Consider the following 20,369-nt stretch of genomic DNA (forward strand, 5'->3'; position numbering starts at 1 on the left):
TTTCATCTTTTCAGGCTCTTCATGTATTTCTTCTGTGCTTTGTCAAGAACTCTTTTGCACAGAAAAAGACAGGGGATATCTTTCCAGAATATTCCCTGTCCTTCGCCTTGCGTTCATTTTAATCTTCTTATTATTTTATTTCTTCTTATTATGATAGACCAGCAATCCAATCACTGCAAGTACTGCAATTCCGATAATCCATGTGAACGGATTCTGATACCATTTTGTTTTTGCAGCTTTTACATTCTGCCCGGATGCCTCACGGCTGTCCTTTGTGTCAGAGTTTTCTGCTTCAGGCTCTTTGGAGTCTTTTTCTGTATTTTCAGCTTCATCTGCTTCTTCTGTAACTGCCGGTGTTGGTGTCTCAGTCGCTTCTGCAGCCTCAGTTGGTGCCGGTGTCTCCGTTGCCTTTGCAGTCTCTGTCGGGACTGGTGTCTCGGTCGCTTTAGCTACTTCGGTTGGTGTTACACTCACTTCTGCCACTGCATCCACACTCTCTTCTACTGTATCCGGATGTTCCTTCTTCCATTCTTCTGTTTTCTCCAGATCTACCCAGCCTTCTGTTCCGTCAACTGTGGTCACGCCCCAATGGCTTCCATCCACCATTTCGGCATCCTGTGTGATATGAAGAGTCTCGCCATTTTCAATATCGCGCACTCCCGGAACTTCTCCATATTTTGTTCCAGGTCCCTGATAAAGCTTCTGTGATCCTTCTTCTGCATATGCATTTACATCATAATCAGCATTGTAATTCACCTGATCCTTACCTGCGATATAAAGTTCAGAATCAATTGCTTCTTTTCTGGAATCCGCCGGCCTGCACTCGTCAAGCGGGGCGTATCCATACATACCATGATATTCTGTGTATCCCCACGTACGGTTATTCTCGGTATCCTCTACTTCTCCTTCTATATGAAGCGCCGTTCCATTCGGAATCTGCTCATCATTCAGCCTCGTAGATTCCAGATCCGGCTGTGAATAAATATCGATTCCTCCTGCCTTTGATTCTACGATCATATAATAGTCTGTCGGATAATCCGGTCCTGTCTTGCCGGTCTGCACATCTGCCATGACATTGACGCTCATCAGAAGTCCCAGTATCATAACCAGAAAACTTTTCGTCAGTTTTTTCATTTTCTTTTTATCCCCTTCACTCGCGTGTTTTCCTGTATTTCGTAAACCATCATACCACAGTACCGTTATAATGATAATCTTTTTTTGTCATAAAAAAATGTAAAAATCAACAAAAAGCGGAAGTTTTTCGACATAATTTACGGAAAGTACAAAGACCCCGGAGTCATCTCCGAGGTCTTTGCTTATATCATGGCATTTTGTCTGATTATTTGTACAGAGGTCCGTAGTTCTTGCAAGCGCGGAAATCTGCACCTTCTTTGTCCATTCCGAATGCATTCCATGCTGCCGGACGATAAATATCTTTTTCCGGAACGTTGTGCATGGATACTGGGATACGAAGCATAGAACACATTGTGATCAGGTCAGCTCCGATATGTCCATAGGAGATAGCACCGTGGTTAGCTCCCCAGTTGTTCATTACATCATAAGCTGTCTTGAACGGTCCTTCTTTGCCATCGCATCTTGGAGCGAACCATGTGCATGGCCATGTGTAGTCTGTACGTTTCCAGAGTTTATCAGATACTTCTGCCGGAAGAGCTACTGTCCATCCTTCAGCGATCTGCAGAACCGGTCCAAGTCCTTTCACAAGGTTCAGACGGATCATTGTTGCAGGCATCTGAGCTTTTGTTTCGTAACGGCTGGAGTATCCGCCTCCACGGAAGTATCCGTTGTCGGCCATACACCATTCTGTGTTATCCATGATTGCTTTCTGGTCTTCTTCTGTGATATCCCACCACTGTTTCATAACAGCATTGCCGTTTTCGTCTTTAGCTTCGCCGTTAGCATCGAGGCAAGCAGCACCGGAGTTGATCAGGTGAAGGAATCCGCCAGCTTCTTTAGCTACGCCTTCAAGGTCATATCCTGTAGCTTTCTTAACAGCCTCTGGGCTCCAGTATGTACGAACGTCAGCGAAGATCTGAGCTCTGTTTGTAAGGAGTTTCATGAACATCATTCCAAGACCGTTGAGAACGTCATTCTCTGTAGCGAGGATGTATGGCTCACGAGCTCCGTTCCAGTCGAAGGATGTGTTCAGCATAGCTTCTGCGAAGTCACCGTTTGGATAGAAGTCTGTCCACTGTCTCTGTCCCTGGAAACCAGCTGCCAGAGCGTTGTGTCCGATTGCTTCTTCGGAGAATTTCGGATCAAGTTTATCACAGCCGTTCATCAGTTCTTTGATGATAACTGCCATCTTAACTACAAATTCAAACTGCTCTTCTTTCTTTTCTGGTGAGAACTGCAGTTCTTCAGGGTTCTTGTCCCAACCAATCTTACATGTTTCTTTCGCCCATTTGAGAGCTTTTTCGAATTCTGCGTGATCGTAGATACCTTCTGTCATACGACGGATGATCTCAACCTCATCAACGGATTCAACACGCATTCCAAGATAGGATTCGATGAAATCGGAATCAATGATAGATCCGCCGATACCCATTGTAACGGAACCGATCTGCAGGTAAGATTTGCCTCTCATGGAAGCTGCTGCAACTGCTGCACGTCCGAATCTGAGTAATTTTTCTTCAACGTCTGCCGGGATAGATGTGTCATCAGCTTCCTGAACATCATGTCCATAGATACCGAATGCCGGAAGACCTTTCTGTGCATGTGTAGCAAGTACGGAAGCAAGGTAAACTGCTCCTGGTCTTTCTGTTCCATTGAAGCCCCATACAGCTTTGATTGTCTGAGGATCCATATCCATTGTTTCTGCGCCATAGCACCAGCATGGTGTAACTGTAAGTGTAATGTCAACGCCTTCTTTACGGAATTTGTCAGCACATGCAGCACTTTCACCTACACGTCCGATTGTTGTATCAGCAATAACAACTTTAACTGGCTCGCCGTTGGAATATCTCAGATTTTCCTCGAAAAGTTTTGCAGCGGATTTAGCCATGTTCATTGTCTGCTCTTCAAGAGATCCTCTGACATCGAGTGCTCCTCTACGTCCATCGATTGTTGGTCTGATACCGATAACCGGATAGCTACCTACTAATCTGCTCTTTGCCATGATTCATTACCTCCATTTAATTAAGTACTTTATTATACGAGAAGTTTTTACTAAAAAATCTCGTTGTTTCCTATATTTCATAGTATACAATTGCCAAACGTTAATTACTTGTGTTATAATAGCAAAAAACAGTACAATATTCACTTTTTTTAATTATTTTGTAAATAATCTGTGAACTTATGATAAGGAGGCACTTATTTTGCACGATCTGGACCGCAACGAGGACCGTTTAAGAGGAACTTATGATTTTCCATTTGAATTTCATCATATCGACCACAATCATCCCCGCTACGTGATGTCCTATCACTGGCATGTCGAATATGAGATTATTCGTATTCTGGATGGCTCACTCACTGTCACTTTAGACGAAAAAAGTTTTACTGCTACTGCCGGAGATATCATTTTTGTGCATAGTGGAATCCTCCACAGTGGAATTCCTGAGGATTGTGTCTATCAGTGTATCGTCTTTGATGGAAACACTTTTCTCAAAAATAATTCAGTCTGCGCCGGATACATGCAGAAGATCATTCATCAGGAGATTTTGATCTATCATCATTTCACTCCGAAATATGTGGACATTTGTGCAACTGTAAACAGTCTTTTTGACGCATTATGGAAGAAACCTTCTGGTTATGAGCTGTCTGTGCTTGGACAATTTTACCACTTTTTTGGTCTGATTTTTGGTAATCATTACTATCTGGAGAGTGTCACACGCGCACGCCGCGATTATAAACGAATCCTGCAGCTGAAGCAGGTCCTGGATTTCATCGAGCACAATTATGCTTCTCCACTGACACTGCAGCAGCTTTCTGCCTCTGTATCCATGTCACCGAAATACTTCTGTCGTTTCTTTTCCGAGATGACACATCAGACTCCAATGGATTATCTGAATCACCAGCGGATCGAACAGGCCTGTTATCAGCTTTCCACCACTGATGACTCGATCACGGAGATTGCATATCGAAATGGTTTCAACGATCTGAGCTATTTTATCCGGACATTCAAGAAATATAAGGGGATCACTCCCGGGAAATATAAAAAAGCATAGTATAGAAAAAGAGCTCTGAAGACTCACACCTGCGCGAATCTTCAAAGCTCTATTTTTATTATCACATTTAAAACAGTTGTATTACAGTACCTCATTCAGTACAGATAATCCATATTCTGCAAGGCTGTGATCTTCTTCACCGGTACCACCGCTGATTCCCAGTCCGCCGATGATGGTATCACCCACTTTAAGTGGAACTCCACCGCCAAAGATTACGATCTTGCCATTATCCATCTTGTCTACGCCATAGAAAGTTCCACCAGGCTGAGCCAGAACGCTTAATTCTTTTGTGGACATCTTGACCGCAACAGATGTATAGGCTTTCTTAGTTGCCACATCAAAGCTTACAAGAAACGCTCCATCCATTACATGGACGGCGATTGGATTTCCATCCGGTCCACAGACTGCAATAACAGCCTTCTTACCGCGACGTTCTGCTTCCTGTTCGATCTTCTCGATCAGACGCTTGGCACTGGCAAGTGTAATTCTTCCCTGAATGCCCATTCTCTTTAAAACTTCCTGGATCACAGCTTCATTGACTGCTCCTGTCTGATTCTGGTTCTCTGGCATGGTTCTGACCTCATCTTTTCCACCGTCCGATGTTTTTTCTGTCGGTTTATCCACCTCTTCAGCAGACATTTCCTCCATCTTTGCATCGGTATATCTGGCAAGTATATAAAGATAATCTGCCAGCCGGTTCATATATTTCTTAGCTCCGTTGTCCGCTCCGAATTTCACACTGACTGTTGCAAGTGCTCTCTCAGCCCTTCTTGCTACCGTTCTGGCTACATCCATTTCAGCAGACAGACGACATTTGCCCGGCAGGATAAATTCCTTCGGTCTCTGAAAAAGGCCTTCCATCCGGTTGATCTCGTCTTCCAGATATTCTGTTTTAACGTCGTCAATCCTGTAGTCTCTCTTGTAAGGATCTGCCACCCCTGCCATGACCGTGATCAGTGTACGCTGGATTTTCTCCAGAAACTGTATCGTGTCTTCATCCTTCAGCATGGTCTTAACCAGGCCCAGATGGCTGGTCAGTTCATCAATGGTTCCCACCAGCTGAATGCGGTCATCTGACTTGGAGACATTTTTTGTATGGACAAGGCTTGTCGTTCCCTTGTCACCGCCTTTTGTATAAATGTTCATCTTGGCATCTCCTGTATTGTTTACTGGTAACTATTTTACTCTCGAAAAATAAAATATGCAACAGGTTATTCTCCCCTGTAAATTGCTTTAAATGGCATCTTTTTAACTGCTCTTGCACTGTTTGCCCCCAGATTCCGGCACTGCCAGAAACGTGGTGCATTCAGTTCAAATACGTTATGTCCTTTTGGAAGCCGTCTCATCTGCATGGCAATCCTCTGACCACTCATTCCGATCCCCGATCCAAGCATGGAATCTTCTGCTGCCGCATGAGCCAGTTCATCCAGCTCCCCGGATTTTTCATGCACTTCAAACAACAGCCCCTCTTCTTCAATTCCTGAACAGACCTCGTGAAGAAGATCTGAATCAGCTTCCTGTGTATAAATAATGATCGTCGGTTTATTTACAACCACGTTTATCCCTCCTGGGTACTTCCGATATAAGACAAAAGCAGGCCCGTTGCAACTGCATTTCTCGGCCCTTCTGTTCCGCGGATGTTTCCGCGTCCGCATACAATACGGTATTCAGAAAGTGCCTGCATCAGCATTTCCGGTATCTCAAAATCTTCGGCTGAACCACCTACCAGTACCACATTCGGAATAGAGCGAAGATCATGCTCCGGTGCGACCTGACGAAGCGCACGAATTGCATTTCGTACAAAGACTTTGCGTTTGGCATCTCTTCGTACTTCCAGAATCCGCTCCATAGGAATATCTTCTTCAATACGGAGCATTTCATCCGGTGCCAGCAAAACTACATGTCCATAATATCTTGGATCAATGGATTCCTCGAAGAACTGCATAGCTCCATTTTCCAGCCGTAAATGAAAAAGACTTTCCACTTTTCCCATCGGATATTTCTTGATCTGTTCGGCCGTTGTCCGACTTTTAAGTCCCAGCTCTGTCTGGATCAGCATAGTTACCAGTTCACCGGCACCAGCCTGATGTGTAGTACGTACTCTGCCATCCGATTCCAGAACTGCTGCATCGGTAGAACCGCCTCCCATATCCAGAATAGCAAGCGGAAGTTTTGTTCCAGGAGTCGTCATGGCTCCAAGGGATGCCATAACAGCTTCTACACCGGCAACAACTGCTCGGATGTGAAGTTCCTGTTCCAACCGCTCTGCGATCTTTTGCATTGGAAGATGCGCAGTTTTGACCATTGCTGCAATACCAACCGCTTTTTCCATGCAGGTTTCTCCGGCAAGTGCACCGGAAATTTCTACAGGAGCAAGTGTGTCAACAGCAAGAATATCTGTGATCCGCACATCGTGATTCTCAGATTCTGCGACATCCGCCATACTTGTCCGGATACGCGTCAGCATATTTCCTACATTTGTATTGGGCTGACCATCGATATCCCGGATTTCTCCGGCTTCTGCCAGTCTGTCCATGATCTCGTCAGCGCCTCGATCTATATTTATGGATAATTCCTGCTGTCCATGAAAAACAATTTCACCTGCAGGAAGAATATTCTCTTTTATGTTCCCGTTCGGAGTTCGGATCACAACAGCACTTCTTTTGCCAATCAGACTTTTTGCAATCGGTGTGACTGCTCTTGTCTCATCTGCATCCAGTCCCAGAAGTGTCGCAATTCCATATGGATTGGAAAGCATCCGGATACTCGTACCCGGAAGTGCGACCTCAATTGCTGCCAGTTTCTCCTCCGGCACCTTGTCGATATGTCTTACTTCATCGACGATCGGGATTTTTTTGTTTAATCTGTTCTCAACAAGGACTGCCTCATCTGCCTGAAGAATCAGTCCACGGATATCCAGTCTCTCTTCATACTGATTCAGCTTCGCAGCTACTTCTTCGTAAGAAAATTGTGAGGATGCAACCAGAATATATGGTGTATTCTGCATACCTCTGTCCATATTTTCTATGAAAAGAAGCCTGCCCACTGCCTCACCTGCACCAGCCGGCGTGGATGGGTTATGGCCGATCATAGAAGATTCTGTGATAATCGTCTCTGTAATCGTTTCCATCGCCGTATCACCAATGACCGGAGCCGCCTCATTAAGCCTCACCAGATCAAGCTTTTCCAGTGGCATGCCAATCGCACTCATGGCTTCCTCAAGAGCTGCCTTGATTCCGTGAACATTCGGAAGCGTTCCCTTTGTTCCCGTGGTAATACGTGAAGCACTGGAGAGAAAACGGAAACTTCCATCCTCTCCTACGCTTCCAATACATACTTCAGTTGTGGAATTTCCTATGTCAACACCTGCAATCAGTTTCAACGAAGAATTCCCCTTTTTTCGTAAATTTCTGCTGCCTCAAGTACCAGTTTGGCGCAATGAGGAGCGTTGTATTTCTGAAGAAGTTCCTGCGCCATCAGAATCAGTTCTTTCTTGGTTGAACGATTCGGACGCAGTTTGTTATACATATCAAGAATAATATCATCAGGTACATTGACAAGTTCAGCTGCCCTCTGGAAATTTGCATCCATTGTCGGGTTATCTGCTTCCTTTGCAACCTGTCCCTGTTTTTTTAATGTTTCAGCGGAAATCTTAATGTCATCGGCTGTGACATTTCCTTTTTTTACTTCATCCAGCGTGATCTGAGAAAGCTTTTTGCCGGTTCTTGAAGTAATGGTATCCGCTTCACTCTGTCCTAAAGGATAGCTGCTCATTTTGTACCCTCCCATTCAATCATGCCTTTTTCCGGATCCAGCTGCTCTGTCTCAATAATATGAAGAAGTGCTGCTTTTACCTGATATTTTGCACGTACCATTGGATCGTTGGTACATTCGATCGGTGTTACCTTTTCGCCTTTTACATATTTGGCAGCATTACGTCCAATCTTACGATAGGTATCCAGATCCATCAGTGGTGCCTGTGGAAAAAGCTCCAGATTGGACAGTGGATACAGATCTTTCTGATGGATGACAGTTGTTCCTTTTGACTGCAGACCAATGCCGATTCCGGATCCGGAAAGCTTCGCTGCTTCCAGTCCCATAAATCCTACATCTGAGGTATCCAGCACTTTGACAACTCTTGATGTCATACCTTCTTCCTCGATTCCTGCACAGATATTGCGAAGAACTTCCTCCAGTGGAATGCCACTCATCGTCTTGGTGATCTCTGTTTGGAATGCTGCGCCGACTCCGATCACAACTTCTTTCGGATCAGTGCCCTTTGAGGCCCTTACCGCACCTTCATAAGAATGTTTCGGACGCATTCTTGTTTTTCCGGCAAAACTTCCTGTTCCTGCCGGTGCCGGTGTACTGCTCACATTCTGAGGCTGTGCACCGGATGCCATAAGCTGTACAACGACTGCCTGTGTTACGGCACGTACCAGCTGCTCATTTACTTCCATGGTGCACCTCCTTAAATATCATTTGCGTTGATTCTGTGAGGAATCGCTTTGATCTCCTCCCAACGCTTACCTGAAACCCGATAACCGGTTCCCGGTCCCATGTAATCGTTTGGTGTATTTACTCCGGACATTACCTGGAAATTTTTATCCAGAATTGCTGCCGTCTGCATATAATCACCGATTACTCTCTGTTTCAACATGTTGAGAATATTGTCTGCAAGAACAGTATAGCCGCTCTCCGCAAGCGCTTTGACTACATCAATTCCCGTGATACCTCTCTTCATCATGTCATCTGCAGCCATAAGGTCGGATGCCACATCTCGTTTGAGTGTATCTTTGCTTCCATGCGCATAGGTAACTGCTTCAACCTGCTCATCTGTCACTTCTGTAAGGCCCAGATATTTAAAGACTGCCTGAACAGCTTTGCCTGCTTCATGACGAACACGGATGACATCTTCCTCTGTAACAGGACGAAGACCGCCATCCACCTGCATATCTCTCTGCAAAACATTATAATCATCAAAGTCCTCGGCATCAAAATTGGATCCCGCGAACATATTGTCGTAGTTTGGTTCTGCTGCATATCCGGAGAAAATAAAGTCTGTTCCCGGCATAAACTGCAGCATGGTTCTTGCTGTTCTTCTCATATCGGAGTTTGAGAAACTCTGGTCATTGGAAGATGCACACTCGAGTCCGAGAAGCGCTGCAACCAGATTCTCTCCCATAACTTCACGGATACCCGCCGGAACACCGGCAGCAACACCGATACAGCTTACTGAACCATTCTGGATTCCCTGGCTTCCACAGCCCTTTGTAACATAAAGGCAGCGGCATTCCAGATAAAGCATAGATTTCTTTTCACTGCTTCCCATCAGGACTTCAGATCCGGCACCTGAGGTAAAACGTACCTTCAGACCTCTTGACGCATAAGCAGAATTCAGAAATGCTTTAGAATATGGGGTGTCATCACCATCAATAAATACTTTCTCGGTACCATATACAGAAAGTGTTTCTGCATACGTTGTCAGGCCTCGGATACCAAGTTCCAGTTCCGTTGCCTCTTCCGCAGAACACTGCGTCAGGACACCCGGACGACCTGTCTGGGATCCGATCAGAAGTGCCATGGCACTGAACGGAGCGTATCTGGCAACACCCATTGTTGTCTCTTCTTCACTGAAACCTCGAAGGGCTCCCTCTGCTGCATCTGCTGCGATCTGTACCGGATCATCTTTCAGGTTCGTGATATGGGCCTGATTTCCAGGTACTTTTCTGGCACGCATTTTCTGCATACCCATCATCAGCTCAACAACATTCAGATAATTAATTACTTCAACCATTTTGGCCGGTGTAATACCGGAAACGATTTCCAGTATTTCTTTACGTGATACATGAATGTCCACGATCTTTCTGGCAATCTCCAGTGATGGAATTGCCATGAATGCTTCCGCCCGGTCCGCACGGATCGCATAATCAGCAATAAACTGGTCCAAGAAATCAAACTCATCGCGTTTCTTTCCGTCCAGTTCTGTGATGATACCATCTTCTATTTTTACAGAAGGTTTTGGATCGTATGGGCTGTGCATTGACACAAATCCCATTTCCGGCCACTCATCGATGAATCCATCTTTGTTGACCGGTCTATGATCCAAAACCTCTATTCTTTTCGATCTTTTCATAGGTCTACCTTCCTGGAAAAGTCATGTTTTATAAAATTAGAAAGACCAGAGTTTCTTGTAAATCTTCATAATATCCTCTTTGGTCGGGGTTCTTGGATTGCTTGGCGTGCACGCATCCGCAAGCGCTGCATCTGCCATCTTATCAATTGCTCCGAAGTATTCGTCCGGGCTGATTGTTCCAATCTCCTGGATTGTCATAGGGATATTCATTTCTTTCTGCATAAACTGAATCCAGTTTACAAGAGAACGAACGCTCATTACCTGGTTGTAATTGCTCAGTCCCAGGATATGTGCTACAGATGCGTATCTCTCTACTGCAGGAAGATATGTTTTCTGGCTTCTGCTTCTCTTGTTGATATTTGCATTAAACTCAACAATATGAGGTAAAAGCATTGCATTAGCTCTTCCATGAGGAATATGGAACTGTGCACCAAGCTGATGAGCCATACTGTGTGTGATTCCAAGACCTGCTGTATTGAAGGAAAGTCCTGCCAGACAGGATGCTACGTGCATTTTCTGTCTTGCGTGCATATCACTTCCATCAAGATAAGCTCTTAAAAGGAATACACCACAGATCTCCATTGCTTTTTCTGCAAGTGCTGCTGAAAACTCATTGTGGCCTGTGCTCACATAGGATTCCAGCGCATGGGTAAATACGTCCATACCTGTATCTGCTGTGATAGCCGGTGGTACACTCTTAACTAATTCTGCATCCAGGATTGCTTCATCTGCTGTAAGGTCAGGTGAAACAAGCGGATATTTAACTTTTGCTTCTGTGTCGTTTACGACCGCAAAGGATGTAACCTCTGAACCAGTTCCACTGGTAGTTGGAACGGCAATCAGTCCTACTTTACCGTAGTTATTGATCTTCAGTGCAAACTCACGGATTGCTTTAGAAGAGTCGATAGCTGAACCGCCGCCAACAGCGACAACTGCTTCCGGCTGATAGCTAAGGAACTTTTTAACTCCGTCTGCAATCTTATCTACAGGCGCATCCGGTACTACGTTGCTGAAAATATCATATTCAATGCCGCCTTTTGCCAAAGGCTCTGTGATCAGATCAATCATTTTGCTCTGTACTACAAAAGGATCTGTAATGATGAGTACTCGTTTGTATGGAATCTCTCTCAGACGATCCAGAGCATTATCTCCAAAATGAATGACTGTTTTCATTCCAAAGGTCTTCATATCTGTTGCTTCCTTTCTATGGCTGCATACCAGGATAACGGCACTCTACACCTTCTTCGGCAAAATGTGCCAGCCACTTCTCAGACGGCTTCCTGTCTGTTACAACCACATCTATATCCCGCAGTTTTCCTGCAACGGAAAATGCGGTCTGATCAAATTTTGTACTGTCTACTACCAGAATCTTCTCACGGCCGGACGCAATCATTGCTTTTTTGGTCGTGCCAAAAGCTTCCTGCGATTCCATGATCCCCCATTCATGATCCAGTGCCTTGCAGGAGATGATTACTTTGTCCACATAATAGGAACGAATCGCATCTTCTGTCTTTGACCCAAGAAAAGCAAGATATCCCTCTTTCATAACGCCACCGGTGGAAATGATATTCCATCCCGAAACATCAGATAATTCCAGAAGGATCTCCATGGAATTGGTGATCACGGTGAGTCTTTCTTTTTCTTTCAGTGCCTTTGCAATAAATACTGCAGTGGTACTCGCATCAAGAAAAATATGATCACCTTCCTGCACCAGAGAGGCTGCTATATCAGCCATCTGCTGTTTGCCGCTTACATTCTGGTTTTTTCGAATATTAAAGGGCAAGTCAATGCTTACATCCTCATTTATAACAGCACCACCATAACTTTTGGTGGCCAGTCCCTCTTTTTCAAGCTTGTCGAGGTCACGGCGAATTGTTTCTTCAGAAACCTCATAAAGCTGACTGAGTTCGCTTACAACGACCCGTTTCTCAGCCTGTAATTTCTCAAGAATTAAATTTCGTCTTTCTAATGCCAGCATTTACTTTGCCCCCTTTTGAGAACATTTATTTTATTTCTTTCAATTCATTAAAGAATAGAATCGATCATTCTCTGATCCGGATGAGCAATTACTGAAGAATCCAGATACATTCCCTTGGATGCTACGAGCTGTTTTGCTTTTTCGATGGAAGCTTCTACTGCTGAAACTTCTCCGGTAAGAAGCATGTAGGATTTTCCACACATACCTTTTGCAATACGTAATTCGATAACGTCTACGATTGCTGTTTTTGCTGCCTGGTCAGCTGCTTCGATGATAGAAGCTGCATCATAGGTTTCAAGGATTCCCAGAGCGCTGATCCCCTCGATCTGTGTTGTTCCATACATAGCCGGGAAGAGAGACTCATGAGGATTACCAAGTACAAAACTGTCGATGCATTTGTCCTCGTAAGTAGTTACTGCAGCGTCAACTGCTGCTTTTACTGCACTTAAATCGCCTGTGATAATTGCAATATATTTTCCCGGACATACGGTCTGTGCCTCGACGATCTCTACTTCAGATGTCTTAACCATGGCATCCGCTGCTGTGATACCTGTGGCAGTGGTTTTAAATTCAATCATTCCGATTGCTTTACTCATTTTCTGCACGTCCTTTCTACTTTGCTGCAATTATGATGTGGCGGTCTGTTACTTCAGTTACTTTACCAGAGATACTTGCATGAATGCTGACACTTAATCCGTCTGCATGCTGTGCGATCATCTGTCCCTTGGTTACCATGTCGCCTGTTTTCACAATTGCCTGTGCCGGTGCGCCGATATGCTGGCTTAAAAGGATCTTAACCTTGGATACCGGAACTACGTTCTCATCCATCGGTGCATCCTTATCATACTTGGTCAGTCCAAGGCGAGCCATCAGACGTTCTTCCGGAACCTTACGATATTCTCGTGAAGGCTGTACCGGTACCGGCTGTACTCCCTGAGGAGGTCTGATACCTGCTTTGCGAAGTCCGCCCTTCATGTCTGCAAGAAGTGTTCTTGGTGCCAGACTCTGCGGGCAGGCATACATTTCACATACACCGCAGGAACTGCAGAATGCAGAATCGATGTATGGATTTACATCTCTGAAATCTCCGGCAGATGCTGCTCTCATAAAGCGGGCCGGATCGATCGGATGTCCAAGATTATGTCTCGGACAAAGGTCCGTACAGGTATTACACTGGCAGCAGATAGATGCTGCACGTTTTAAATCTATTGCTGATGTTCTCTGTTTTTTCATTACGATCTGATGATCTCTTGGAAGAACGAGAACAGCGTTTGTTGTTTTGGTCACCGGATCTGCTCCGCTGCCGATACGTCCCATCATAGGTCCGCCAACAAAATAAACAGGATCTTTGGTAGTAATATTACCAGCCTGTGCTACTACTTCGTCTAAAGTACATCCAAGCGGTACTTTAACTGTAACCGGATGTTCAACTTCTGCTACGACTGATACGTATTTTTCTGTAACAGGCTTCTGGGATTCCATTGCCTGGTATACATTGTAGATCGTCTCTACGTTAAATACGATGACGCCCTGCTCAATCGGCAGTCCGCCAGGTCTGCATACACGTCCGGTAGCTTCATAGATCAGCACAACTTCATCACCCATCGGATATACTTCATCAAGAAGATGAAGTTTCAGACCAGGGAATTCTTCAATGTGCTGCTGCAGCGCTTTGATCGTCTGTACATAAGATCTTTTGATTCCGATGATAGCCTGAGAAGCTCCTACGGTCTCCATAACTGTATGGAATGTTTTCATGATCTCATATGCATGTTTTTCAAGCAGCTGTCTGTGAAGTTTCAGCAATGGTTCACACTCGGCACAGTTCATAAGAATTGTGTCCGCCTTGTCTGTAAGCTTGGCATATGACGGGAATCCGGCACCACCTGCACCTACAACACCATTGTCCTGCATAATTTTCTGTAAATCTTTGATTTCCATGGCGTTACTCCAATCCTGCACCATCATCGACGATTCCGACTATTGCCGCATCGATCGGTGCTGTTTCTTCGCCGCAGCCTATTCTTGCTGCGCTTCCTTGTGCCACCAACACATATTCCCCGATTCCTGCTCCGATAATATCGATTGCAACGATCTGGGATAAGTCATTCTTCATATGATGCACCGGCTCCACGATCATGAATTTCTGTCCTATCAACTTGTCACTTTTTCGTGTGGAAACAATACTTCCAACTACTTTACCTACTATCATGTGTGTGCCTCCGCATTGATTATATCTGTAATCCCTCTATGCCGGTGGCGTATCTGCCACCGGCTGATTCTGAGGAATTATTTACTTTATGATGGTAACTGTATTGCCTGTGGCAATCTTTGCTGCATTTGCTTCATCTGTATCAATGTGCATTTCCAGTGTAAAGCTGTCGTCTACACGGATAGCTACCTGATTAAAGATTGTTCCGCGCTCGTTATCTGCTTTAACAGATACGATATCGCCGTTTTTCACTCCGGCTGCCTGTGCATCCTTCGGAGACATATGGATGTGACGCATAGCCACAATACATCCCTCTTTCAGATAGATAGCACCCTTCGGTCCAACAATTGCGATCGGTGCACTTCCTGCAATGTCGCCGGACATACGTACCGGAACATTCATTCCAAGTTTGATAGCATCTGTAGCAGATACTTCAACCTGAGTTGCGCTTCTGACAGGTCCGAGGACACGTACGTTCTCGATTGCACGAAGCTTCAGACCAATGATCGTAACAGTTTCGTTTGATGCAAACTGTCCACCCATAAGATCTTTTTTCTTTGTGAGCTGATATCCTGGTCCGAATAAAGCTTCAACGTGCTCCTGTGTCAGGTGAACGTGTCTTGCAGAAACACCGATTGGAACCATGAAGCCATTGCCTTTGTCTTCTGATTTATTGATGGCATCGATAACCATCTTTGTAATCAGTTCGATGTTTTTTGATTCCAAGATTACACCTGCTTTCTTCCGTTATTGGAAAATAAATTATTTCAGTACCGGAAGGATTTTTTCTACGTCTGTGTGTGGTCTCGGGATTACGTGTGTAGCAACGAGTTCTCCAAGTCTGGATGCTGCTGCGCTTCCGCTTTCTACTGCAGATTTAACAGCTCCTACATCTCCACGAACCATAACTGTTACCAGTCCGGATCCGATTTTTTCTGTTCCTACGAGTGCTACGTTAGCTGCTTTGCACATCTGGTCAGCTGCTTCGATTGCTGCTGTAAGTCCTCTTGTTTCTACCATTCCTAAAGCTTCCTGTGTCATGATTGTTTCCTCCTTATGGATAAATGAAAATTAAATTATTTATTTTCTGTTTCGTCAGTTTTTTTCTTCCAACGGCTTGCACTTAACTCTACGAGTTTAACGATTTCCTCGTGTGGTCGTGCGATTACTGCATAACTCGCCGGTTTCTTAATTGCGCCTGCTACAGCGGCTTCGACTGCTTCGTTCACCGCTGACACATCGCCCTGTATAATAAGAGTTACCAGTCGTCCGCCCAGCTTACGTTCCCATGACGCCAGCTCAACGTCTGCAGTTTTGCACATGATATCGAGTGCATTGATCGCAGCTACGACACCTGTGATTTCGATAAAACCATATGCTTTACTCATGAGCGAACTCCTTCAGATAAGATTATGTAGCTTATCAGATCTTTGGAAGAATTTTTTCTACGTCGTTGTGTGGTCTCGGAATTACATGTGTAGCAACCAGTTCACCAAGTCTGGATGCTGCTGCGCTTCCGCTTTCTACTGCAGCTTTAACTGCTCCGACATCTCCACGAACCATAACTGTTACCAGTCCGGATCCGATTTTTTCTGTTCCTACCAGTGCTACTTCTGCTGCTTTTGTCATTGCATCTGCTGCTTCGATTGCTGCTGTCAGTCCTCTGGTTTCTACCATTCCTAAAGCTTCCTGTGCCATTGTTTCTTCCTCCTGAATCATTGTCTGTTCATTGTTCAAATATCTATGCCAGGGATATCAGCTGTCAGCTTTTATCCAGGGCGCTGATTTTCAGCATCTTTACCGTATCCTCTGTCGGATTAGGTATTACGTAGTGCTGCACTACACCAGTTCTCCGGTTTGCTTCTGCCATTCCTGCTTCCACAGCGGCGGTCACGTCCTCAACGCTTCCGCGGAATTTGATGCATACCAGAAGCGGTACTGGCAGGCTGTCAGCATTTGCAGGTTTGTTCTTGTCGAACACCTCCAGGCGGACATTTGCTGCCTTGCATCCTGCATCTGCCGCTACAAAGGCTGTTGCCAACCCAAAAACTTCCAAAATTCCTACAGCTTCTGCCATTTTGCTTCTCCTTTATTTCCGGATTCCGGAATTATTTATTGATGATCGCGATCTTAAGACCTGTCATTGCAAGGTTTGTCTGATGTGCCTCGTTGATCTGCTCAAGCGGGAATCTGTCTGTGATAAGATCAGACATCGGAAGTCCGATTGCTTTTGCTCTCTTAAGGAAATCAAATGTTGTTGCATAATCTCTCAGTGTGTATACCCAGGAACCAACCAAGTTGATCTCTTTGGAGCACAGATCGAAGTGCGGGTTGATTGTTGCATCTCCACCATTGATGAAGAATCCAAGTTCACAAAGTCCGCCACCGTTACGGATAAATTTGTAGATGTTTGCATGCGCATGCGGGTTACCTGTGCACTGGAATGCAAAGTCTGCAAGATGTCCGCCCTGAGCTTCTTTAACAGCTTCTGTAAGAGCTTCGATACCTTTATGCTGTGTAAAGTCAACAGATACATCAGCGCCCATCTTCTTAGCAAAGGCAAGACGTTTTGCGTTTCCGTCTACTGCACAGATGTTTTCGATACCCATAGTACGAAGGATAGCGATGCAGATAAGACCGATCGGTCCGCATCCCTGAACAACAACTCTTGAGTTGAATCTCAGGATTCCTGTTGTTTTTGCTCTTTCTACTGCATGGATCAGTACTGCACATGGCTCGATCAGGATACGGGAATCCAGATCCAGATCACTTACGTTGAAGAATGTAGATCCGAAGGATCCTCCTCTGATCAGGATGTAATCAGAGAACCATCCGTTAAGATGTACATCATCATCCGGAAGAAGTCCGTATACGTCTGCTCCACCAACGTTTTTCTTGTTGAGGTCGAACATTGTGATTTCCGGATCATCTTTGAAGATCATACATGTAACAACTTTGTCACCGACTTTAACCGGTTTTCCAGCTGTATCAACTTTAACATTTTTACCCATTTTTACGATTTCACCAGTTCCCTCGTGACCAAGAGCTACCGGGATCAGACCAAATGGATCTCTCTTGAATTCGTGTGCGTCAGTTCCGCAGATACCGCATCCTTCAACTTTAACAAGGATATCGTCATCTCCAACTTCCGGCATTGGGAATTCCTTGATTTCATAGTGTTCCAGGGCTGTCAGCATAGCAACGTGAGCTGTTTTCGGGATAACCGGATCAGCTGTAGGAGCTGCTGTTGCTGCTGGAGCTGCCTGTGCAGCCGGTGCGTTTCCGGTCATTCCGGAAAGTACCTGTTTAACGATTTCTTCGATATTTACATTGTTCATATCCATTTTAAACTTTCCTCCTGATTAGCGAATGCAAAGGCTGTCAGACATTACGCAGCGACGTCTCTTGGTGAATGTGCTTGCACTTGTAAGACCTTCTCCTGTACGGCTTGCAATTGTGAATGTACAGTAACCTTCTCCACCAAATCCAAGTGCTGAATAGGACGGGCCATTCTTAACAAGGATTGCAGTATCGATTGCTTTCGCATATTTAGTAATGTTATCAACATTCTTGGAATGGATGTGTGCTGAATGACGGTTGCCATGTTCAAGCCATACAGCCTGTTCTACAGCATCATCAAAATCTTTTGCTCTTACAATTCCAAGGATTGGCATCATAAGCTCTGTTGTGATCAGCGGATGTTCCTTCGGTCCTTCGAAGATGATGCAGCGGATATTTGCCGGTGCGTTTACTCCGATCATGGAAAGAAGTGTTCTTGCATCACGACCTACACATTTACGGTTCAGTTTACCGCCTGCCAGAACAACTTCTGTTAATTTGTCCTGTTCTTCTTTGGAAGCCAGGTAGCAGTCGTTTTCTGTCAGCATGTAGTGCATCAGTTCATCCACTACAGAAGATACGGCAACAACTTCCTTCTCTGCGATACATGGAAGGTTGTTATCGAATGTACATCCGTTTACGATGTCCTGAGCTGCTTTACGGATATCAGCTGTTTCATCAACAACTGCCGGTGGGTTACCTGCACCAGCTCCGATTCCTCTCTTACCGGAGGAAAGAACTGCTGTAACAACTCCAGGGCCGCCTGTTGCTGCGATAAGCGGGATATCTTTATGTTTCATCATGATATTACTTGTTTCAAGGGTAGGTTTTTCTACTGTTACTGCAATGTTGTCAGGTCCGCCAGCTTCAAGGGAAGCTTCGTTTACCAGATTGATCGCAAAAATAGAAGTTTTGATTGCTGCCGGATGCGGGTTGAATACTACTGTATTTCCGCCTGCCAGCATACCCATTGTATTGCAGAGGATTGTTTCACTCGGGTTGGTACAAGGTGTGATCGCACCGATTACACCAAATGGTCCCATCTCGATCAGAGTAAGTCCTCTGTCTCCTGACCATGCAGTTGTTGTGATGTCTTCTGTACCAGGTGTTTTGTCTGCTACCAGATGATGTTTCAGAATCTTGTCTCCAACGTTACCCATTCCTGTTTCATCAACACCCATACGAGCCATGATCTCTGCATTTTCTTTGATTTTTTTACGGATGCAGGTGATGATTTTTTCTCTCTGATCCATGGACATCTTCTTAACGATCAGTTCAGACTTCTTAGCAGCCTCAATTGCATCGTTCATATCTTTGAAGATACCATGTTTTCCGGTCGGAGCATCTGCAATCTGCATTTTTGCCATTACTTCCTGTACAATATCCTGTACCATGCTCTCACTTATTGGCATGAGATTGTCCTCCTTTAATGTCTACCGATTATCTGAAGTTCAGATATCTTATTTCATTCCAAGCTGTGCCATAACCTGTTTTGTGATGTTTGCAACCAGTTCTGCATCAGTGTTTCCGGCAGCTGCTGCAGGAGCTTCTGCTTTTGCATCGCTTCCTACGAAATCATACTGATATCCCGGGAACTGTTTGTAATCCTGATTGTGGCAAGCGCCACCGCAGTTATGACAGTTAATGCCGTCTTTGTTCTGGCAGAGGTTTGCAGGATGTTTTCCTGGCATACCGAATTTGCGACGGATTTCATACAGTTTCTTGATGTTTTCTTTATCGAATTCCTTCGGGCCACCGAGCAGTTTGCTCTGATACAGCAGCTGTGCATAGAATTCTACGGATTCCATCTTCATGTATGCAGCGTTCAGATCTGTGCTCCATGTAAGAGCTCCGTGATTTTCAAGAAGAACTGCATCAAAGTATGGAAGATATTTTTCAAGGTTATCCGGAATTTCCATTGTGGAAGGTGTACCGTACTCAGCGATCGGAACGCATCCAAGAGCGATAACTGCTTCTGGCATGATCGGCTGTGTAAGCGGGATACCAGCGATTGCAAAGGATGTAGCATAAATCGGATGAGCATGTACTACAGATCCTACGTCTGGTCTCTTCTGATATACTCTCATATGCATTTTGATCTCAGAAGATGGTTTGAATCCCGGGTTAGCCTGGATTACGTTACCCTGAGCATCTACTTTACAGATGAACTCTGGAGTCATAAATCCTTTGGATACGCCTGTTGGTGTGCAAAGGAATTCGTTGTCATTCAGCTTTACGGAAATGTTTCCGTCGTTAGCTGCAACCATGTTACGGTTGTAGATACGTCTTCCGATGTCACAGATCTGTTTTTTGATTTCAAATTCGTTTACCATGCTTATTTTCCTCCTAAAGCAATTTGGTTTTTTGCAGCTGCCCGTCAGCTGAAATTCAGTCCCTGGACAGCCACTTTGGTTTTATTGTATTTCTAAGGAGATTTTACTCCTTATAAACATGATTGTCAAGAATTTATCGTTGTTTTATGTTGTTTTTATCCCAACAAAAATGTTGTTTTTGTTGTTT

22 protein-coding genes are annotated in these 20,369 nt (G+C 44.8%); 1 reads left to right on the forward strand and 21 read right to left on the reverse strand.

Annotated elements, in window-relative coordinates; genetic code table 11:
• Positions 1-135: 135 nt before the first annotated feature.
• Positions 136-1,134: a hypothetical protein gene (locus LI112_RS00250; protein WP_055055989.1), complete on the reverse strand. Its 999-nt coding sequence runs from the start codon at positions 1,132-1,134 to the stop codon at positions 136-138.
• Between the two features lie 205 nt (positions 1,135-1,339).
• A complete protein-coding gene (locus LI112_RS00255) occupies positions 1,340-3,136 on the reverse strand; it encodes an L-fucose isomerase (RefSeq protein WP_055055990.1) in 1,797 nt (598 codons plus the stop codon).
• Positions 3,137-3,335: 199 nt separating this feature from the next.
• Between LI112_RS00255 and LI112_RS00260 the strand changes: the two genes are divergently transcribed.
• Complete coding sequence (locus LI112_RS00260; protein WP_022388775.1) at positions 3,336-4,184, forward strand: AraC family transcriptional regulator; 849 nt, start codon at positions 3,336-3,338, stop codon at positions 4,182-4,184.
• Positions 4,185-4,265: 81 nt separating this feature from the next.
• Here the strand turns inward: LI112_RS00260 and LI112_RS00265 are convergent, their stop codons facing one another.
• The 19 genes from LI112_RS00265 to LI112_RS00355 all read right to left on the reverse strand — a co-directional run bounded on the left by LI112_RS00265 (position 4,266) and on the right by LI112_RS00355 (position 20,182).
• Positions 4,266-5,330 (reverse strand): cob(I)yrinic acid a,c-diamide adenosyltransferase, encoded by a 1,065-nt coding sequence (locus tag LI112_RS00265; protein WP_005427701.1) that lies wholly within the window; start codon positions 5,328-5,330, stop codon positions 4,266-4,268.
• Positions 5,331-5,395: 65 nt separating this feature from the next.
• A complete protein-coding gene (locus LI112_RS00270; protein WP_044926179.1) occupies positions 5,396-5,740 on the reverse strand; it encodes a glycerol dehydratase reactivase beta/small subunit family protein in 345 nt (114 codons plus the stop codon).
• Positions 5,741-5,742: 2 nt separating this feature from the next.
• The gene (locus LI112_RS00275) at positions 5,743-7,566 is read right to left on the reverse strand and encodes a diol dehydratase reactivase subunit alpha (RefSeq protein WP_044926181.1); all 1,824 of its coding nucleotides are present in this window, start codon (positions 7,564-7,566) and stop codon (positions 5,743-5,745) included.
• Positions 7,563-7,958 carry a diol dehydratase small subunit gene (locus LI112_RS00280; protein ID WP_005427704.1) on the reverse strand — a complete coding sequence of 132 codons (396 nt, stop codon included), beginning with the start codon at positions 7,956-7,958 and terminating at the stop codon, positions 7,563-7,565. Before LI112_RS00280 ends, LI112_RS00275 begins: the two co-directional genes overlap by 4 nt.
• On the reverse strand, positions 7,955-8,644 hold the full coding sequence (locus LI112_RS00285) for a propanediol/glycerol family dehydratase medium subunit (RefSeq protein WP_005427705.1): 690 nt from the start codon (positions 8,642-8,644) through the stop codon (positions 7,955-7,957). The genes LI112_RS00280 and LI112_RS00285 overlap by 4 nt, the downstream gene beginning before the upstream one ends.
• An 11-nt stretch (positions 8,645-8,655) precedes the next feature.
• Positions 8,656-10,320, reverse strand: coding sequence for a propanediol/glycerol family dehydratase large subunit (locus LI112_RS00290; protein WP_005427708.1), 1,665 nt, complete (start codon positions 10,318-10,320; stop codon positions 8,656-8,658).
• A 36-nt stretch (positions 10,321-10,356) separates the two neighbouring features.
• Positions 10,357-11,508, reverse strand: a complete 1,152-nt coding sequence (locus LI112_RS00295; RefSeq protein WP_117627601.1) for a 1-propanol dehydrogenase PduQ — start codon at positions 11,506-11,508, stop codon at positions 10,357-10,359.
• A 16-nt stretch (positions 11,509-11,524) separates the two neighbouring features.
• Positions 11,525-12,298 (reverse strand): DeoR/GlpR family DNA-binding transcription regulator, encoded by a 774-nt coding sequence (locus tag LI112_RS00300; protein WP_117592459.1) that lies wholly within the window; start codon positions 12,296-12,298, stop codon positions 11,525-11,527.
• A gap of 47 nt (positions 12,299-12,345) precedes the next feature.
• Entirely contained in the window at positions 12,346-12,894 is a 549-nt protein-coding gene (locus LI112_RS00305; RefSeq protein WP_005427711.1) for a BMC domain-containing protein, read from the reverse strand.
• 16 nt (positions 12,895-12,910) lie between these two features.
• Entirely contained in the window at positions 12,911-14,239 is a 1,329-nt protein-coding gene (locus LI112_RS00310; RefSeq protein ID WP_129795525.1) for a 4Fe-4S dicluster domain-containing protein, read from the reverse strand.
• A gap of 4 nt (positions 14,240-14,243) precedes the next feature.
• Entirely contained in the window at positions 14,244-14,510 is a 267-nt protein-coding gene (locus LI112_RS00315) for a EutN/CcmL family microcompartment protein (protein ID WP_129795524.1), read from the reverse strand.
• A gap of 81 nt (positions 14,511-14,591) precedes the next feature.
• The gene (gene pduL / locus LI112_RS00320) at positions 14,592-15,236 is read right to left on the reverse strand and encodes a phosphate propanoyltransferase (RefSeq protein ID WP_129795523.1); all 645 of its coding nucleotides are present in this window, start codon (positions 15,234-15,236) and stop codon (positions 14,592-14,594) included.
• 36 nt (positions 15,237-15,272) lie between these two features.
• Complete coding sequence (locus LI112_RS00325) at positions 15,273-15,551, reverse strand: BMC domain-containing protein (protein ID WP_005427721.1); 279 nt, start codon at positions 15,549-15,551, stop codon at positions 15,273-15,275.
• A gap of 35 nt (positions 15,552-15,586) precedes the next feature.
• Positions 15,587-15,898 (reverse strand): BMC domain-containing protein, encoded by a 312-nt coding sequence (locus LI112_RS00330; protein ID WP_129795522.1) that lies wholly within the window; start codon positions 15,896-15,898, stop codon positions 15,587-15,589.
• 34 nt (positions 15,899-15,932) lie between these two features.
• The gene (locus LI112_RS00335) at positions 15,933-16,208 is read right to left on the reverse strand and encodes a BMC domain-containing protein (protein ID WP_129795520.1); all 276 of its coding nucleotides are present in this window, start codon (positions 16,206-16,208) and stop codon (positions 15,933-15,935) included.
• Positions 16,209-16,272: 64 nt separating this feature from the next.
• Positions 16,273-16,587: a BMC domain-containing protein gene (locus LI112_RS00340; protein ID WP_005427726.1), complete on the reverse strand. Its 315-nt coding sequence runs from the start codon at positions 16,585-16,587 to the stop codon at positions 16,273-16,275.
• 31 nt (positions 16,588-16,618) lie between these two features.
• Positions 16,619-17,854, reverse strand: a complete 1,236-nt coding sequence (locus tag LI112_RS00345) for a zinc-binding dehydrogenase (RefSeq protein WP_227190059.1) — start codon at positions 17,852-17,854, stop codon at positions 16,619-16,621.
• Positions 17,855-17,872: 18 nt separating this feature from the next.
• Positions 17,873-19,261 (reverse strand): aldehyde dehydrogenase family protein, encoded by a 1,389-nt coding sequence (locus LI112_RS00350; RefSeq protein WP_144368882.1) that lies wholly within the window; start codon positions 19,259-19,261, stop codon positions 17,873-17,875.
• 48 nt (positions 19,262-19,309) lie between these two features.
• The gene (locus LI112_RS00355; RefSeq protein ID WP_022388919.1) at positions 19,310-20,182 is read right to left on the reverse strand and encodes a class II aldolase/adducin family protein; all 873 of its coding nucleotides are present in this window, start codon (positions 20,180-20,182) and stop codon (positions 19,310-19,312) included.
• Positions 20,183-20,369: the final 187 nt, after the last annotated feature.

Source organism: Blautia sp. 210820-DFI.6.14 (assembly GCF_020558815.1).
GTDB lineage: Bacteria > Bacillota > Clostridia > Lachnospirales > Lachnospiraceae > Blautia_A > Blautia_A obeum.

Excerpts from the sequence above, each read along its gene's own strand:
- LI112_RS00285 (WP_005427705.1), bottom strand. The coding sequence starts at position 8,644 with ATGGAAGTAAATGAGCAGCTGGTACGTGCCGTAACACAGGCAGTCGTT.
- LI112_RS00355 (WP_022388919.1), bottom strand. The coding sequence starts at position 20,182 with ATGGTAAACGAATTTGAAATCAAAAAACAGATCTGTGACATCGGAAGA.
- LI112_RS00305 (WP_005427711.1), bottom strand. The coding sequence starts at position 12,894 with ATGAGTAAAGCAATCGGAATGATTGAATTTAAAACCACTGCCACAGGT.
- LI112_RS00325 (WP_005427721.1), bottom strand. The coding sequence starts at position 15,551 with ATGACACAGGAAGCTTTAGGAATGGTAGAAACAAGAGGACTTACAGCA.
- LI112_RS00300 (WP_117592459.1), bottom strand. The coding sequence starts at position 12,298 with ATGCTGGCATTAGAAAGACGAAATTTAATTCTTGAGAAATTACAGGCT.
- LI112_RS00280 (WP_005427704.1), bottom strand. The coding sequence starts at position 7,958 with ATGAGCAGCTATCCTTTAGGACAGAGTGAAGCGGATACCATTACTTCA.
- LI112_RS00335 (WP_129795520.1), bottom strand. The coding sequence starts at position 16,208 with ATGGCACAGGAAGCTTTAGGAATGGTAGAAACCAGAGGACTGACAGCA.
- LI112_RS00315 (WP_129795524.1), bottom strand. The coding sequence starts at position 14,510 with ATGATAGTAGGTAAAGTAGTTGGAAGTATTGTTTCCACACGAAAAAGT.
- LI112_RS00345 (WP_227190059.1), bottom strand. The coding sequence starts at position 17,854 with ATGGATATGAACAATGTAAATATCGAAGAAATCGTTAAACAGGTACTT.
- LI112_RS00255 (WP_055055990.1), bottom strand. The coding sequence starts at position 3,136 with ATGGCAAAGAGCAGATTAGTAGGTAGCTATCCGGTTATCGGTATCAGA.
- LI112_RS00350 (WP_144368882.1), bottom strand. The coding sequence starts at position 19,261 with ATGCCAATAAGTGAGAGCATGGTACAGGATATTGTACAGGAAGTAATG.
- LI112_RS00290 (WP_005427708.1), bottom strand. The coding sequence starts at position 10,320 with ATGAAAAGATCGAAAAGAATAGAGGTTTTGGATCATAGACCGGTCAAC.
- LI112_RS00295 (WP_117627601.1), bottom strand. The coding sequence starts at position 11,508 with ATGAAGACCTTTGGAATGAAAACAGTCATTCATTTTGGAGATAATGCT.
- LI112_RS00265 (WP_005427701.1), bottom strand. The coding sequence starts at position 5,330 with ATGAACATTTATACAAAAGGCGGTGACAAGGGAACGACAAGCCTTGTC.
- LI112_RS00330 (WP_129795522.1), bottom strand. The coding sequence starts at position 15,898 with ATGAGTAAAGCATATGGTTTTATCGAAATCACAGGTGTCGTAGCTGCG.
- LI112_RS00340 (WP_005427726.1), bottom strand. The coding sequence starts at position 16,587 with ATGGCAGAAGCTGTAGGAATTTTGGAAGTTTTTGGGTTGGCAACAGCC.
- LI112_RS00250 (WP_055055989.1), bottom strand. The coding sequence starts at position 1,134 with ATGAAAAAACTGACGAAAAGTTTTCTGGTTATGATACTGGGACTTCTG.
- LI112_RS00310 (WP_129795525.1), bottom strand. The coding sequence starts at position 14,239 with ATGGAAATCAAAGATTTACAGAAAATTATGCAGGACAATGGTGTTGTA.